General features: G+C 71.2%; 11 protein-coding genes. 7 read left to right on the top strand and 4 right to left on the bottom strand.

The genetic code is table 11. The features are described 5' to 3' along the window. Positions 1 to 283: 283 nt before the first annotated feature. On the bottom strand, positions 284 to 2,053 hold the full coding sequence (locus ACGFZW_RS27915) for a pyridine nucleotide-disulfide oxidoreductase (protein ID WP_393895985.1): 1,770 nt from the start codon (positions 2,051 to 2,053) through the stop codon (positions 284 to 286). 720 nt (positions 2,054 to 2,773) lie between these two features. On the opposite strand from ACGFZW_RS27915, the gene ACGFZW_RS27910 reads away from it, so the two are divergent. The 4 genes from ACGFZW_RS27910 to ACGFZW_RS27895 all read left to right on the top strand — a co-directional run bounded on the left by ACGFZW_RS27910 (position 2,774) and on the right by ACGFZW_RS27895 (position 6,454). Continuing rightward, positions 2,774 to 3,718 (top strand): zinc-binding alcohol dehydrogenase family protein, encoded by a 945-nt coding sequence (locus ACGFZW_RS27910; protein WP_393895984.1) that lies wholly within the window; start codon positions 2,774 to 2,776, stop codon positions 3,716 to 3,718. A 156-nt stretch (positions 3,719 to 3,874) separates the two neighbouring features. After that, entirely contained in the window at positions 3,875 to 4,795 is a 921-nt protein-coding gene (locus ACGFZW_RS27905; RefSeq protein ID WP_393895983.1) for an IclR family transcriptional regulator C-terminal domain-containing protein, read from the top strand. 287 nt (positions 4,796 to 5,082) lie between these two features. After that, on the top strand, positions 5,083 to 5,721 hold the full coding sequence (locus tag ACGFZW_RS27900) for a uridine kinase (protein ID WP_393895982.1): 639 nt from the start codon (positions 5,083 to 5,085) through the stop codon (positions 5,719 to 5,721). 271 nt (positions 5,722 to 5,992) lie between these two features. Next, the gene (locus tag ACGFZW_RS27895) at positions 5,993 to 6,454 is read left to right on the top strand and encodes a type II toxin-antitoxin system PemK/MazF family toxin (RefSeq protein ID WP_393895981.1); all 462 of its coding nucleotides are present in this window, start codon (positions 5,993 to 5,995) and stop codon (positions 6,452 to 6,454) included. Positions 6,455 to 6,544: 90 nt separating this feature from the next. Here ACGFZW_RS27895 and ACGFZW_RS27890 read toward each other — a convergent pair whose 3' ends face one another. The 3 genes from ACGFZW_RS27890 to ACGFZW_RS27880 form a co-directional block, all read right to left on the bottom strand. Beyond that, entirely contained in the window at positions 6,545 to 7,087 is a 543-nt protein-coding gene (locus tag ACGFZW_RS27890; RefSeq protein ID WP_393895980.1) for a DUF1697 domain-containing protein, read from the bottom strand. A gap of 50 nt (positions 7,088 to 7,137) precedes the next feature. Beyond that, positions 7,138 to 7,746, bottom strand: a complete 609-nt coding sequence (locus ACGFZW_RS27885; RefSeq protein WP_393895979.1) for a methylated-DNA--[protein]-cysteine S-methyltransferase — start codon at positions 7,744 to 7,746, stop codon at positions 7,138 to 7,140. Between the two features lie 83 nt (positions 7,747 to 7,829). Beyond that, on the bottom strand, positions 7,830 to 8,714 hold the full coding sequence (locus ACGFZW_RS27880) for a glycerophosphodiester phosphodiesterase (protein WP_393895978.1): 885 nt from the start codon (positions 8,712 to 8,714) through the stop codon (positions 7,830 to 7,832). A gap of 552 nt (positions 8,715 to 9,266) precedes the next feature. Here ACGFZW_RS27880 and uvrB point away from each other — a divergent pair. The 3 genes from uvrB (at position 9,267) to ACGFZW_RS27865 (ending at position 14,380) form a co-directional block, all read left to right on the top strand. After that, complete coding sequence (gene uvrB, locus ACGFZW_RS27875) at positions 9,267 to 11,390, top strand: excinuclease ABC subunit UvrB (RefSeq protein WP_393895977.1); 2,124 nt, start codon at positions 9,267 to 9,269, stop codon at positions 11,388 to 11,390. A 232-nt stretch (positions 11,391 to 11,622) separates the two neighbouring features. After that, positions 11,623 to 12,201, top strand: coding sequence for a TerD family protein (locus ACGFZW_RS27870; protein WP_393895976.1), 579 nt, complete (start codon positions 11,623 to 11,625; stop codon positions 12,199 to 12,201). A 118-nt stretch (positions 12,202 to 12,319) separates the two neighbouring features. Next, a complete protein-coding gene (locus ACGFZW_RS27865; protein WP_393895975.1) occupies positions 12,320 to 14,380 on the top strand; it encodes a TerD family protein in 2,061 nt (686 codons plus the stop codon). Positions 14,381 to 14,536: the final 156 nt, after the last annotated feature.

Genomic DNA, 14,536 nt, shown 5'->3' with positions numbered 1-14,536 from the left:
CGGTACAGCGGAGGGTTCTTGCCCGCCGCGTGGTTGCCGACTGCCGCGGCCTGTTCGTCGGCCGCAGCAGGGAGCGGACCAGGCGACGGCAGGCCGGGCAGGCAACAGCATCCACGCGCCCCGGACGCGGGCGAGTGGAAAGAGTTATCGCGAGCCCCCCACCCCCGTGAGGGGGCTCGCGGTCTTGAGGAGTGACCTGCCGGGCGTCGACCGCGGGCAGGAGCACCGAACTTGCTGGTCGGGACCGTCGACAGGGCTCGGCCCGGGACGAGGTCCGCCGGCGTCAGTCGTCGGCCGGTCTCCGTCTGCCGGTTCCGCCGATGCGCCGTAGCGATGTCGGTCCCGGGTCGAGGGGGCGTCGGGGGAAGCGCCGGCGTGGTTGTGCGGCGTCGCGGTGGGAGGGGGCGGCGGAAGGCGCCTGGGCGGTGGACGCGGGAGTACGCGCCGCGCCGGCTGAGGTCGCGGGCAGCGGCGAGAGCGCAGGAGCGATACCGGGCGCGTCACTGTGCTGTCCGGCAGCCGTCCTGGCATCGGCCGAAGTCGAGGACGGCGCCGGGGCCGAGGACGGTTTCGATGCGGGCGCCGTAGGTGACATGAAGGCTGATCCGACCGCCGGTCGCGGCGCCGTTCCCGACGCCGTCGTGCCACTCGAAGCAGGGCGCGGGCGCCTCGTACTCCTGCGCAGACCGAGTGCGGAAGGCTCGCGCGGAACGGGGGTGGGCGCGACAGGAGTCAATACATCGATATAGCCGCGGCAGACGGGGGAGTGGTCGGTAGCGGTGCCCAGGACGCCGTCCACGGCACCGCGAAGGAACCGGACGGCCGCAGCACCCTGCGGGATGGGGCTGTGGGAGCTGGGTTCCCGGCCGGTTGCCGCAGCCCACGGTGCCTCGACGAGGCGGCCGACGCGCTGCTGCACATGGGGCGCGAGCGCAGGATCGTCCATGCCCTGCCGGCGCAGAGCCGCGCGCAGGGCTGCGGCACCATACGCGGCCAGGGACAGGCTCTGCCCACAGTCGGGGTGAAAGGACGCCACGGCGCTGCCGAGGGCGATGAACCCCGTCGGCCAGGAGGCGAGTTGATCGAAGCGGCGCCGGCGGTGAGTGGTGTCACGCGAGAGCCGCACCTCACTCAGCGGCTCGGCGTCGGCGATGACGTCGCCGATGACGGAGCGCGGGATGCGGCGGGCGAACGACACGAAGCGGTCGGCGTGTTCGGACGGCTGCTCCTCCCCGGAACCCGTGAGCGTCACCAGCCAGCGCCCCTCCTCGACGGGCACCAGCGTCGCAGTCCGGGCGGGTATCCGGCGCCCCAAGGGAGGATTCCCCGGGAGCGGCAGTGTGCTCTGTGAACGTGAGCTGACCGCCGGGCGGTTCTCCCCGCCGACCGGTGCGCGGAAAAGACGGGTGGCGGAGCGCACCCCGGACTCCACGACCTCCTCGCCCACCGGAGGCAGGCCGAGCGCGGTGAGGCGGTCGGAAGTCGTGGAACTCCGTCCGGTGGCATCGATCACGAGGTCGGCGTCCAGACGGAACACCTCGCCGGTGAGGGTGTTCCGCACGCGTACCCCGGTGACATGCTCCGAGGTGCCCGTGAGGTCTTCGGCCTCGGTTCCGTCGAGAACCATCACTCCCGGGAGGGCCGTCACTTGTCGGCGTACCGCCAGGTCGAGCAGGTCGCGGGAGCAGGCGATCAGATGCTGCGACTGCGGCCGGAGACGTAACCAGCCGTGCGAAGGCTGCCCGGCGAGCTCGGAGGGCACGGGGATGCGGCGGGCTCCCTGGGCGAGCCATTGCTCGGTCGCTCCGGGCAGCAACGACTCGACGGCCCGGGCGCCCTCCGTCGTCAGCAGAGGAGCGGGCCGGGCCTGCGGAAGATCGGTGGGAAGAGCGGGAGTGCGCGGCAGCCGCTCGCGCTCGACGACGATGACATCGGCATGTTCGGACAGCGCCGCTGCGGCGAGCATGCCCGTGAAGCCGCCGCCGAGCACCACCGCGAGGTGCGGGTGTGTGAACTGGAGCCCGGTGCTGCTCGTGCTGCTCGACGCGTTCATGGACAGTGCCTTTCTCTGCAGGGACGAACGGCTCCCGGTCGGGGGCGGGCCACGTCCAGATACGGCGGTGCCGGGTTCCTGCGGACCCGTCGGCGCGCGGCGGCGACCGCGCCGGTGGCTGCCGTCAGCGAAGCGGTGAACATCGCGGGCAGTGCCACGGACGCGGCCCGCAGACGGCGCAGGAGCACCGGCGTGAGTGGCTGCGGCCGTTGAAGATCCTGGCAGGCCGGCGCGAACGCCGGCCTGCCGTCCCCCGTTTGCCCCCTCATGACTCCCCCTCAGGCCGTGCCCGCCCCGCTTCGCGTACGGCCACGTCCTCTGCCGCCTGCCCGTCCCGGCGGGTGGGCCGGGCGAGCGCAGGTGCCTCGCGGAACGTGCTCTGCTCCCGGGAACGCGGCCGGCGCATCTGGTTGACGGCGGACACAATTCCGGATCGTAGGCTGCAGCGATCACATCCGGAACCCGAAATCGAGCGAGGGACGCGTGAGAGCCACCCGGGCGATACTCGCGGGTAGATCCGATGCAAAACGTTGCAATGGGTGGAAAGCGCCCACCGCCTTTCTCGCGACACGAGAAAGCCGACGAGTATTTCTCGTGACGCGCACAGCACGCGCACACCAAGCCCCAGATGGTTGGCGCGAATTGATCGGGTCTCCACAAGCCGGTGGGCGCCGTGCCTACCCTGTGCGGGCACAGCACATGTGAACCAGAGGGAGAGTCGTGCGCGCGATCGTGATGCGAGAATTCGGCGGCCCGGAGGTGCTGCGGCTCGAGGACGTACCCGAGCCCGAGCCCCGCGCCGGCCACTCGCTGGTGAATGTGTCCCTGGCGGGCATCAATTACGCGGATGTGCACGTCCGGGGGGACACCTACCTCGCGCCGGTCGAGCTGCCGTACATACCCGGCAACGAAGTGGTGGGAACGGTGGACGGCGGACGCCGTGTCGTCGGGCTGACCCGCGGGGGCGGATACGCGGAGCGTGCCCTGCTGCACCGTCGGGTCACCTGGGATGTGCCGGACGGCATCAGCGACGAGCAGGCCGTCGCCCTGGCGTTGCAGGGCAACAGCGCCTGGCATCTGCTGTTCACCTCCCTGCGCCTCACCGAGGGCGAGACCGTGGTGGTGCCGGCCGCGGCCGGCGGCGTCGGCTCGCTGGCGGTCCAGCTCGCCGCGCGTGCGGGCGCGAAGGTCATCGGCCTGGCCGGCTCCGCCGAGAAGCGCAAGCTCGCCGAGGAGCTGGGCGCCCACGCCGTCGTCGACTCGACCGCGGAGGACCTGACGGAACGCATCCTGGAGGCAGCAGGTGGCCCGGTCCAGGCGGCTCTGGAGATGACCGGAGGAGCCACCTTCGCAAGGACGCTCGCAGCCGTCGCGCCCCGCGGCCGCCTCGCGGTCTACGGGTTCGCGGGGGGCGAGCTGGCGAACGTGCCGACGCGGGACCTGATGGAGCGGTCGCTCACCGTCTCGGGCTTCTGGCTGCCGCAGCTCTACGGGGACCGCACCGCGCTTCCGACGTCCATGCGGGCGCTGTTCGACGCAGTCGCCGACGGTTCCCTCAAGCCGCTGACGGGTGCCACCTACGCCCTCGGCGAGGCGGCCCGGGCGCACCACGATCTGGCCGCGCGCACCCCGACCGGCAAACTCGCCCTCGACGTCGCCCGCTGACACCGGGCGCCGGAGGGGTAGCACCGCCCCGGCAGCGCACGCCGGGGCGGCCCGCCACCGGCCGCAACGCAGTCCGCGGCCGGTGGGTGTGCCGGCTCGCACCGGAAATGCCGTGCGCCTTCGGGCGCGGAACACTGCCAGGGGAGAGAGCACACGATGGGCAACAGCACCGCGGCGTCCAAAGCCGCCGCACCGAACTCCGCTTCGAGGGCCCCGGGAACGGCTCCGGTCACCCCGGGCCGTTCCGGACGCAAGGGCGGTGGGGCGGGCGCCGGCTCCCGGACGTCGGGATCCAGCCATGCCGAACGGGTCTTCCTCGTCCAGACGGCCTTCGCCGAACTGGGCGGGTCCGCCCACGGGCCCGGTGAGATCGCCGAGTGCACCGGCCTGGACGACTCCGTCGTCTACCGCATCCTGCAATCCGGCATCTACCAGCGGATCTTCGAGCGGGTGGACCGCGGCCTCTACCGGCTGCGGACCTCGGCCGCCCAGCTCGCCTTCACCGCCCTCGACCACCGGCTCGACGGTGCCACCTCGCAGACGGTGCTGCGCGAACTGCGCATGGCCACCGACGGGGGGTTGGCGTTCCTCTACATGGTCGCCCCGTTCTCCGGCGCGCAACGGCAATGTGTGGACATGGCCGTCGGCGACTCCGACCTCGCGGAACTGGGAATGACGCCGCGCGATGTGCTGTCCGTGACGCGTTCGCTGCGCACCGGCGCCTCCGGGCGGACGATCCTCGCCTACCTGCCGGAGGTGCTGCAGCAGCGGGTGCTGTCCGAGCCCGTCCCAGACCAGGCCGGACCGGGCGTCTACCGGGACAACGACGCGCTGAGGGCGTCCCTGGCCGAGGTCCGCGACCTGGGCTACGCCCTGGGCTACGAGGAGTGCATGGCCGGCTGGAACTCCTGTGCGGCGCCCATCATGTGGGACGGCGCCATCATGGGGGCGGTACTGCTCCTCAAGCTCAAGTCGGTGATGCCGGTGGCCCCGGAGGACGTCATCGAGGCGACGAAGGAGGCGGCGGCCGAACTCAGCCGCTACGGCGCGGCCCGGCCGACCGCGGACCAGGCCTGACCGGCGGAAAGCGACCGCGGGCCGGTTCATGAGCCCGGCTCCTGCCGGGTGCGCGAAGGAGAGCTGAAGGTGTCGCGAGCCGATCCGGTCGCTGTGGGGGAACTACGCGCGCTGGTCGACGAGTTGCAGCCCGAGCAGGGGAAGGCCGCGGTGCGGGACGCGCACCACACCATGCCGGAGACCGCGCCGACCGGGGTCACGGTGCTCACCCCCGGCGTGCCCCCGGACCGGCCGCTGCCCGGCGGACCCGGCGCGCCCCGCCCCGCGCGGCCGGGCACAATGGCCGGGTGCGGCTCGAAGCGATCACCTGGGAACGGCTGGCCGATGCGCTCGCCGAGCGCATCGCCACCATGCCGGCGAAGGACGGGAGCTCGTGGCTGCGGGTCGCGGTCGACGGGGCTCCTGCCGCGGATCCCGGTGACCTCGCAGGGCGCCTCGCGGAGGCCCTGCGCCTCAGGGGGCGGCCTGTGCACAAGGCGGGTGCGTTCGGTTTTCTGCGTCCCGCCTCGCTGCGCCTTGAGTACGGCCGTGAGGATCCGGACGCCTTCCACGACGAGTGGTTCGACCGGCAGGCCCTGTGGCGAGAGGTCTTCCAGCCGCTGGACCCGGGTGGCACCGGACGGGTGCTGCCGGATCTGTGGGATCCGGTGGCGGACCGGGCGACGCGCAGCGCGTACCTGGAGCTGCCGCCCGGCGGTGTGCTGTTGTTGCACGGCCCCCTGCTGCTGGGTCACTGGTTTCCCTTCGATCTCTCGGTCCACCTGAAGCTGTCCCCCGCCGCCTTGGCCCGCCGCACGCCGGACCACGCGCGGTGGACGCTGCCCGCCTTCGCGCGCTACGAGGAGGAGACGAGGCCGGAGCAGGCCGCGGATGTCGTCGTCCGGGCCGACGACCCCTGGCGTCCCGCATGGAGCGGACCGGGCTGATCGCTCCCTGGCTCGGCCCGACAACCCGGACGGCCGTTCAACGGCGTCGGACGAGGTGCCGGATCTCGCGCGCACCGCCACTTCGCGCAACTTGTGGGCGCCGGCGCCCTCTTGCGACAGTTCCGGATACGTCGTGTTCCCGGACATGGCGATCCCTCCCCCCTGGCGGTCCCAACGGCCGCCCCCACTGCTGAAAACCGTACGGCCGGCCACTGACAATCGACCGCTGACCGCTGGTCAGCGCGCCGGTGAGGGCCGCTAGCGTGGGCCCGTGACCACTTCATTCAACGCATCCGACGAGCCGGTGGCGCTGCCCGGCAGCCACGGTCCCACCGCGACGGTGGAAGCCCGGCCACGCGCCGTGGGCGCCATACAGACGTCCTACGCACCCGACCCGGACGGCGACCCGGATCCCGGCGAGATCGTGTGGACCTGGGTGCCCTACGAGGAGAACGACGGGCGGGGCAAGGACCGGCCGGTGCTGGTCGTCGCCCGGGAGCGGGGCGGCACGCTGCTGGCCGTGCAGCTCTCCAGCAAGCGGCACGACAACGACCGGGAATGGGTGCCCCTGGGTGCGGGGCCGTGGGACCGCGCCGGACGCGACTCGTGGGTCGACGTGGACCGGGTGCTGCGGGTGCACCCGGCCGGGATGCGGCGCGAGGCGTGCGCACTGGACCGGGGCCGCTTCAATCTGGTCGTCAACCGGCTGCGCGAGCTCTACGGCTGGCGCTGAGAGCCCGCCCGGGCAGGCGCGTATCGCGCGTTGGCCGACAGCCGCCTGCAGGAGTCTGTCGCGCCGGGACGCACCGGCGTCGGAGGCGGCTCAGGCGTCGGCCAGGGCCAGGAGCTTGGTGACGGTGTTCCAGTTGCGCGCGGTGGCCGACACTCCGAGCCGGGCGCGGCTCACCTTCTCGGCGAGCTTGGAGCGGCCGATGCCACCGGGACACCAGAGGAACAGCTCGCGCCCGACCAGCTGGAACCGGTCGGGCGCGAACGCGGCGAGGTCGAGGGCGTCCAGCGCGGAGGTGTCGGTCGGCGCCGCCGACAGAAACGTCACATGCAGGCTCTTGGGCTCCGGAACGGCCTGCGGAAACGGATTCGCGGCGACGGCGGCCGCCAGCTCCTCGCGGGTGCGGACCATGACCGTCACCGACAGGCCCAGCTCGGCGGCGATCGCCTCATGGAGCGTGCGGGCGGTCGTCTCCGGCGGCGTCCCCGGATCTGCGAAGACGATATTGCCGGTCTGCAACAGGACGGAGACGTCCTCGAAGCCCAGAGATTCGGCCAGCTGGAGCTGCCGTGCCTTGGGAAAGGAGTTGTGGCCTCCGACGTTGATGCCGCGGAGCAGAGCGATCTGACGGGACATGGCGCTGCCGTTCGTAGGTGCCGGGGACCGGCGGTCGACGGGAGGAGTGGTCAGAACAGGGGAGCGGGGAGCACCCCTTCGAGGGCGAGCAGCAGGCGCTTGGTCTCCAGGCCACCGCCGAAGCCCCCGATGCCGCCGTCGCTCGCCACGACGCGGTGGCAGGGCACGATGACCGGGAGCGGATTGGACCCCATCGCCGCGCCGCCCGCGCGGGCGGCGCCCGGCTCCCCGACGCGGTCGGCGAGGTCCTGATAGCCGACGACGCTGCCGTAGGGCACGCTCTCGGCCAGGGCGTGCAGGACCCGGGCGGAGAAGCCGCTCGACAGGTCCCAGTCCAGGGGCACCGTGAAGGCCCGTACGTCCCCGGCGAAGTAGGCGGTGAACTCGGTGGTCGCCGTCGCCAGGTGAGGTATCTCCGCAAGCGGTGGTCCCCCGAAGCGCTGCTCCAGCCGGGTCAGCGCGCGGTCGGCCGTCGGCTCGTCGGCATGGAAGAGGACCTGGACCAGTCCCTTCCTGGTCGCGGCGAGCAGCAGGGGTCCGATCGGGCTCTCCAGCAGGGTCCGGCCCCAGTCGCGGGGGGCCGCGACCGCCGCGTCCCGGCCGGTGTCCGGCGGCGTCGACCGGAAGGCTTCCTGGTCGTCCTGCTCTGCGTTCGTCACGTGTTCAGCGTAGGACCCACCACTGACAATGCGGCGGAGAGCGGGGCGGAGGCGTTCGCCCGCCCCGCTCCGCCGGCCGGGCGTCAGCCGGAGGCGCCCGCCAGGGCGTCCCGCACGACGTCGGGCTTGTTGGTGATGATCCCGTCGACGCCCATCTCGGCGACCTTGACGGCCCGCGCGCCGTCGTCGACGGTCCAGGTGTGGACCTCCAGGGCCCGGCCGTGGGGGCCCTTCAGGCCGTGCACGGCGGATACGTAGTCACGGGTGACCGCGTTGTGGTTCGGATTGATCTGGTCGCAGTACTCGGCGTATTTCGGCAGGTCGGCGACGGTGGGGTTGCCGAGGAAGCCGGTTTTGACGTCCGAGCGGAAGAAGTGCACGGTCTTGATGGCGTCGGCGTTGAAGCTCTGGATGACCAGGCGGCGCTTGACGTGCGACTTGCTCAGCCAGCCGTCGCGGCGCAGCTCGACGAGGGTCTGGAGTTCGATGCCCGGGTAGAGCTCCGGCGACTTGAGCTCCATCAGCAGCTTCTGCCCGTTGTGCTCGACCTCGTCCATGTAGGCCTCCAGTGTGGGCACGCGCTCACCCTCGAACTTCTGCCCGAACCAGCTGCCCGCATCCAGCTTCTCGATCTCGTTGAGCGTGAAATCGGCGACGTTCCAGGGCGCACGGTCGGGGAACACCTGCTCGACGTCGGTCGTCCGGGCGAGCGAGTTGTCGTGCAGGATCACCAGCTCGCCGTCCTTGGTGCGCTGGACGTCGTTCTCGACCCAGTCGATGCCGAGCCGGTGCGCCGCGTCGATCGAGGCCAGGGTGTTCTCCGGGGCGTACGCCGAAGCGCCCCGGTGGGCGAAGACGACCGTTCTGTGGTCGTCGGTCGCGGCGTGGGCGGCGGAGGGGGAGAGGACGAGCGTGGACAGACCCATGAGCGCAGCGGTGACGCCGGTGGCAACGGGGCGGATACGCATGCGGACTCCTCGTGACGTCGTGGAAGTGAGCAGACGTGCAGTGACGTGAACGGGTCGGATGAGCAGAGGCTGGCAGCCGGGCCGTAGCGGGAGGTAGGCGTGGGATGGCCAGATAATGAACGAGAAGCAGCAGCTTTTATGTGTTTGAGCGCCGAGGCCGCGGGATGCCCGGAGAGTGCGGTGCAACGGTCGTACGCCCCGACGTCGTCCAACTTGCCGGAGCCACGGCGTCCGCGCATCTCGGCCTATGGTTCGTCACCGCTCGTGCTTCTGACTGGTTTTGGTCTTGCGAGCAGGCGGGTGTTCTGTATATAGATCCGAGAGCGACGCGCCCGGGTCGGATCTGCCGGAGAGCGCCCTACGCAGGGACGTCAGGGCGGGGTGGCGACGCCATGCCGGAGCCGGGGCTGTGCGCGGGAGGGGCAGGATATCGCCGAAGGAATGTGGCGGTGCACCGGCCGCGTCGGCCGCCGCCCCGGGCCTGTGGGGTGAAACCGCAGGTCAGGGCAATTACCACGTCGATTGTCAGTGCTGGGTCGTACGGTGGATTCCATGCGGCCCGTATCAAAGATCGAACGCACGGTGGCACCCTTCGAGGTTGTCAGCCCTTATCAGCCCAATGGTGACCAGCCCACGGCCATCGCCGACCTCGAGCGGCGCATCCGCGGGGGTGAGAAGGACGTCGTCCTGCTGGGTGCCACCGGCACCGGCAAGTCGGCGACCACCGCGTGGATGATCGAGAAGCTGCAGCGCCCGACGCTCGTCATGGCGCCCAACAAGACCCTCGCGGCCCAGCTCGCCAACGAATTCCGCGAGCTCCTGCCGAACAACGCCGTCGAGTACTTCGTCTCCTATTACGACTACTACCAGCCCGAGGCGTACGTCCCGCAGTCCGATACGTACATCGAGAAGGACTCCTCCATCAACGAGGAGGTCGAACGGCTGCGCCACTCCGCGACGAACTCACTGCTCACCCGGCGGGACGTCGTCGTGGTCGCGTCGGTGTCCTGCATCTACGGCCTCGGCACGCCGCAGGAGTACGTCGACCGGATGGTGCCGCTGAAGGTCGGCGACGAGATCGACCGCGACCAGCTGCTGCGCCGTTTCGTCGACATCCAGTACACCCGCAACGACGTGGCCTTCACCCGCGGCACCTTCCGGGTGCGCGGCGACACCATCGAGATCTTCCCGGTCTACGAGGAGCTGGCCGTGCGGATCGAGATGTTCGGGGACGAGGTCGAGGCGCTCTCCACCCTCCACCCCCTGACCGGCGAGGTCATCAGCGAGGACCGGGAGCTGTACATCTTCCCGGCCAGCCACTACATCGCAGGTCCCGAGCGCATGGAGCGTGCCATCGCCGGGATCGAGGCCGAGCTGGCGGACAGCCTGGCCACGATGGAGAAGCAGGGCAAGCACCTGGAGGCCCAGCGCCTGCGGATGCGCACCACGTACGACATCGAGATGATGCGTCAGATCGGCTCCTGCTCCGGCATCGAGAACTACTCGATGCACATGGACGGCCGCGAGCCCGGCTCCGCGCCCAACACCCTCATCGACTACTTCCCGGACGACTTCCTGCTGGTCATCGACGAGTCCCATGTCACCGTCCCGCAGATCGGTGCCATGTACGAGGGCGACGCCTCGCGCAAGCGCACCCTCGTCGAGCACGGTTTCCGCCTGCCGTCGGCCATGGACAACCGGCCGCTGAAGTGGGAGGAGTTCCTGGAGCGCATCGGCCAGACCGTCTATCTGTCCGCGACGCCCGGCAAGTACGAGCTCGCACGCGGCGACGGCTACGTGGAGCAGATCATCCGCCCGACCGGTCTGGTCGACCCCGAGGTGGTCGTCAAGCCCACCGACGGGCAGATCGACGACCTGGTGCACGAGATCCGTACGCGGACGGACAAGAACGAACGGATCCTCGTCACCACCCTCACCAAGAAGATGGCCGAGGACCTCACGGACTACTTCCTGGAACTCGGCATCCAGGTCCGCTATCTGCACAGTGACGTCGACACCCTGCGGCGTGTGGAACTGCTGCGCGAGCTGCGTTCCGGTGAGTACGACGTCCTGGTCGGCATCAACCTTCTGCGTGAGGGACTCGACCTTCCCGAGGTCTCCCTGGTGGCGATCCTGGATGCCGACAAGGAGGGCTTCCTGCGATCGGGGTCCGCGCTGATCCAGACGATCGGGCGTGCCGCGCGAAACGTCTCCGGTCAGGTCCACATGTACGCCGACAAGATCACGCCGGCGATGGAGAAGGCCATCGACGAGACCAACCGCCGCCGGGAGAAGCAGCTCGCGTACAACAAGGAGCGCGGCATCGACCCGCAGCCGCTGCGGAAGAAGATCGGTGACATCGTCGCGACGATCGCCCGCGAGGAGATCGACACCCGCGAACTGCTGGGCTCTGGCTACCGCAAGCAGGCCGACGCCAAGGACGCCAAGGCGCCGGCGCCGGTACCGGAGCTCGGCGGGAAGGCCAAGGGCGGTAAGGGCAAGGTTGCCCCGACGGACCGTCCCGCCGCCGAACTCGCCGGGATCATCGAGGAGATGACCGAGCGGATGCGGGCGGCGGCGGCCGAGTTGCAGTTCGAGGTCGCCGCGCGGTTGCGCGACGAGGTGGGTGAACTGAAGAAGGAGTTGCGTCAGATGCGGGAGGCGGGGGTGAAGTAGCGGGCAGCGCTGGGCGCCTGCCGAGCCGGGGGGCAGGCGGTGCGGGGGCCTGAACGCGTAGGCAGAGAGGCGTCGCTGCAGCTCTGCGTGACAGGGGGGCGCCGTCGCCCGGGAGGTCCGCTGTGTCGCAGAAGTGCCACAAAGGCGGGCCTGGCGGCTTGCGGGGCGGTCGTTCTGCGTAGGCTCGACGGGGCCGCCGGAACGGCGGCCCAGCACAGAGAGGGGACGGCGCGTGTCGGTCAATTTGTCCAAGGGACAGGGCGTCAGCCTGCAGAAGTCCGACGGAGGGGCCCTCACCGCGGTGCGGATGGGGCTGGGATGGCGCTCGGCGCCGCGTCGCGGGCTCTTCGGGCGACGCACCAAGGAGATCGACCTCGACGCCTCGGCGGTGCTGTTCGCCGGCAAGGAGCCCATCGACGTCGTCTTCTTCCGCCACCTCGTCAGCGACGACGGCTCGGTCCGCCACACCGGTGACAACCTCGTCGGCGGCGCGGGGCAGGGCGGCGACGACGAGGCCATCCTGGTCGACCTGGCCCGGGTCCCGGTGCACATCGACCAGATCGTGTTCACCGTCAACTCCTTCACCGGGCAGAGCTTCACCGAGGTGGAGGACGCCTTCTGCCGTCTGGTCGACGAGGCCAACGGGCAGGAGCTCGCCCGGTACACCCTCACTGGTGGCGGCAACTACACCGCGCAGGTCATGTCCAAGGTGCACCGCGTGGGCGACGGCTGGAAGATGACCGCGATCGGTGAGCCCTCCAACGGCCGTACCTTCCAGGACGTGGTGCCGGCGATCGTGCCGTATCTGTAGCCGTCTCCGCCGCCATGGCGGGGAGCGGCAGCGCGCACCGGGCCGCGCCGCCGCCACGCTCCGGGCCATCGGTGCCCGGGGCCTGCCCGGGACGTACGACAACCAGGGGGAACGAACGATGACGGCCGAGCTGGTCCGGGGGCAGAACCATCCGCTGGACCGCACCCGTGTGGAGATCCGTGTGGTGGCGGGCCGGCCCGTCGTGGCGGGGGTGACGCTCGGCGACGAGCAGGGCAGGCTGTCGGGCGCCGACGCCGTGGCCCACCCGGGGGCACCGCGCCTCACCGGCATCGAGGTCCCCCGTCAGGCAGCCACCGAGCACCGCCTCGCGGTGGATCTCGACGCGCTGTCCGAGGCCGTGCACCGCGTGAGTGTGCTGCTGGCGCTGCCCGGGAGCGGCGGCGTGAGCGGTTTCGGGGCGACTGCCGCGCCCTCCGTCACGGTCACCGGCCTGGACGGAAGTGGGATCGCCGGCTACACCCTCACCGGTCTGGGCGCAGAGTCCGCCGTCGTCGCCGTCGAGCTGTATCGCAGGCAGGGGGCCTGGAAGGTGCGCGCCGTGGGGCAGGGATATGCCGACGGACTCACCGCGATGCTGCGTGATCAAGGGCTTTCGCAGGCCGCCGAGTTGTCCGCGGAGATCGAGGCGGCGGTCAGCCTGGGTCATGCGCGGGCGGTCCCCGCGCCCGCCGGGGCGAGCCGGTCGGAACAGCCCGGGATTCCGCCCGGCGATGTGAACCACTCGAATCCGGCAGCCGCTGCTCCGGGCTCGGACATCGCGGCGCCAATCGCTTCTTCGGACAGCGCGCAGTCCTCCGCCCCGGGCAGCTCGCAGTCCTCGGCCGTCCCGTCCGGCCCCGCAGCGGCCGGCCCGGCCCCGGGGGAGAGCGGCCAGGGCGGCGGCCCGATCGACTACCGGCACCCGAAGCGCCGCACCACCCCGGCACCGGCTGCCGCCCCCGGACCCGTGCCGTCCGCCGACGGCCCGCCCCTGCCGGTGGCCGGTGACGCCGCCGGATGGAGCATGGAGGAGCGGCTCTACAACCAGATCTGGGGCATGTTCGAAGACCTGGCCCGGTCGGTCTCCGCCTACCGCAGCGCCTCCGACTTCGCCGAGTCGCGCCTGGAACAGGAGCTGGACAAGGCCCTCGCCGACCCGCGCAACCGCCTCGGGACGGCCGCCGACACCGCCCGCGCCACCGCCAGGGACCGGCACGCCTCCCTCGTCGCCCAGGCGCGCGCCGCCCTCGACCGCGACCTCGCCCAGCTCATGGCCGAATCGGACGTCGTGGAGCCCGCGCTGCCACCCGCCTTCGCCCGCTGGGACAGCCCCGTCTGGCAGGGCTACCACGTTCCGCTGGAGCCCCCCATGGCGCTGCGCCTGGGCGATCTGCATCTCCCGGAGGTGCTCGATCTGCGTATCCCCATGCTCGTACGGCTCCCCCTGGAGCGCGGCCTGTGGATCGACAGCGGCCGCGGTGCCCACGCCCGCGACAGCGAGGAACCCGAGCGGGAGTACGGGCGCCGGGAGCTGGGCAGCGCGCTCACGGACGGACCGCTGGACGAGGCGGAGCTGCGCCGGCGCGCGATGGAGACCGCGGTGGCCATCGCGGCACGGTTGCTCGCGATTCACCCCGCGGGCGATTTCGTCGTCCAGGTCATCGATCCCGGCGGCGGTGCGGCGTCCGCGCTCGCGCCGCTGCGGGAGTCCGGCGCCCTGCGCGAGGCCCCGGCGGCCGGGGCCAAGGGTGTGGCAGCGGTCCTGGAGGCGCTGACCCGGCGGGTGGACCTTGTCCAGATGGCCGTGCGCAACCGGGTTGCGGACGCGCTGCCGCCCGACGTGGACACCGCCGAACACCTGCTGCTCGTGCAAGACTTCCCGCACGGCTTCGATGACCGGGCCCTCACCCAGCTCCGTTATCTGGCCGACGAGGGACCCGCGGTCGGGGTGCATCTCATGATGGTCGCCGACCGGTCCCAGGCGCAGGAGTACGGCCCGGTCCTCGACCCGCTCTGGCGGTCCCTGCTGCGGATCACTCCCGTGCCCGACGCGCATCTGGCCGACCCCTGGGTCGGCCACGCCTGGACGTACGAACCGCCGCTCCCGCCGAAGGGGAGCCAGGTGGTCCGTCAGGTTCTGGGACGGCTGGGCGAGGCGCGGCGCGGCGACCGGCGGTGATGCTGTCCGCGGCTGCCGCAGCGTGCTGGTAAAGCCCCTGACCAGCCACTTTGCCCATTTCTTTACTAAGTCTTGGGCTTCCTTTACTCTTTAGGGGCGGAGGGGAGTATTCCCGCTGCGACGTACCCGTCATCACGGATTGCGAGTGTGACGAGA

It is taken from the genome of Streptomyces sp. NPDC048248, from assembly GCF_043201875.1.
Classification (GTDB): domain Bacteria; phylum Actinomycetota; class Actinomycetes; order Streptomycetales; family Streptomycetaceae; genus Streptomyces.
This window is presented reverse-complemented; position numbering and strand designations above follow the sequence as displayed.

Coding starts and splice junctions, on each gene's coding strand:
- ACGFZW_RS27905 (WP_393895983.1), top strand. CDS start 3,875: ATGGGCAACAGCACCGCGGCGTCCAAAGCCGCCGCACCGAACTCCGCT.
- uvrB (WP_393895977.1), top strand. CDS start 9,267: ATGCGGCCCGTATCAAAGATCGAACGCACGGTGGCACCCTTCGAGGTT.
- ACGFZW_RS27890 (WP_393895980.1), bottom strand. CDS start 7,087: ATGTCCCGTCAGATCGCTCTGCTCCGCGGCATCAACGTCGGAGGCCAC.
- ACGFZW_RS27915 (WP_393895985.1), bottom strand. CDS start 2,053: ATGAACGCGTCGAGCAGCACGAGCAGCACCGGGCTCCAGTTCACACAC.
- ACGFZW_RS27880 (WP_393895978.1), bottom strand. CDS start 8,714: ATGCGTATCCGCCCCGTTGCCACCGGCGTCACCGCTGCGCTCATGGGT.
- ACGFZW_RS27865 (WP_393895975.1), top strand. CDS start 12,320: ATGACGGCCGAGCTGGTCCGGGGGCAGAACCATCCGCTGGACCGCACC.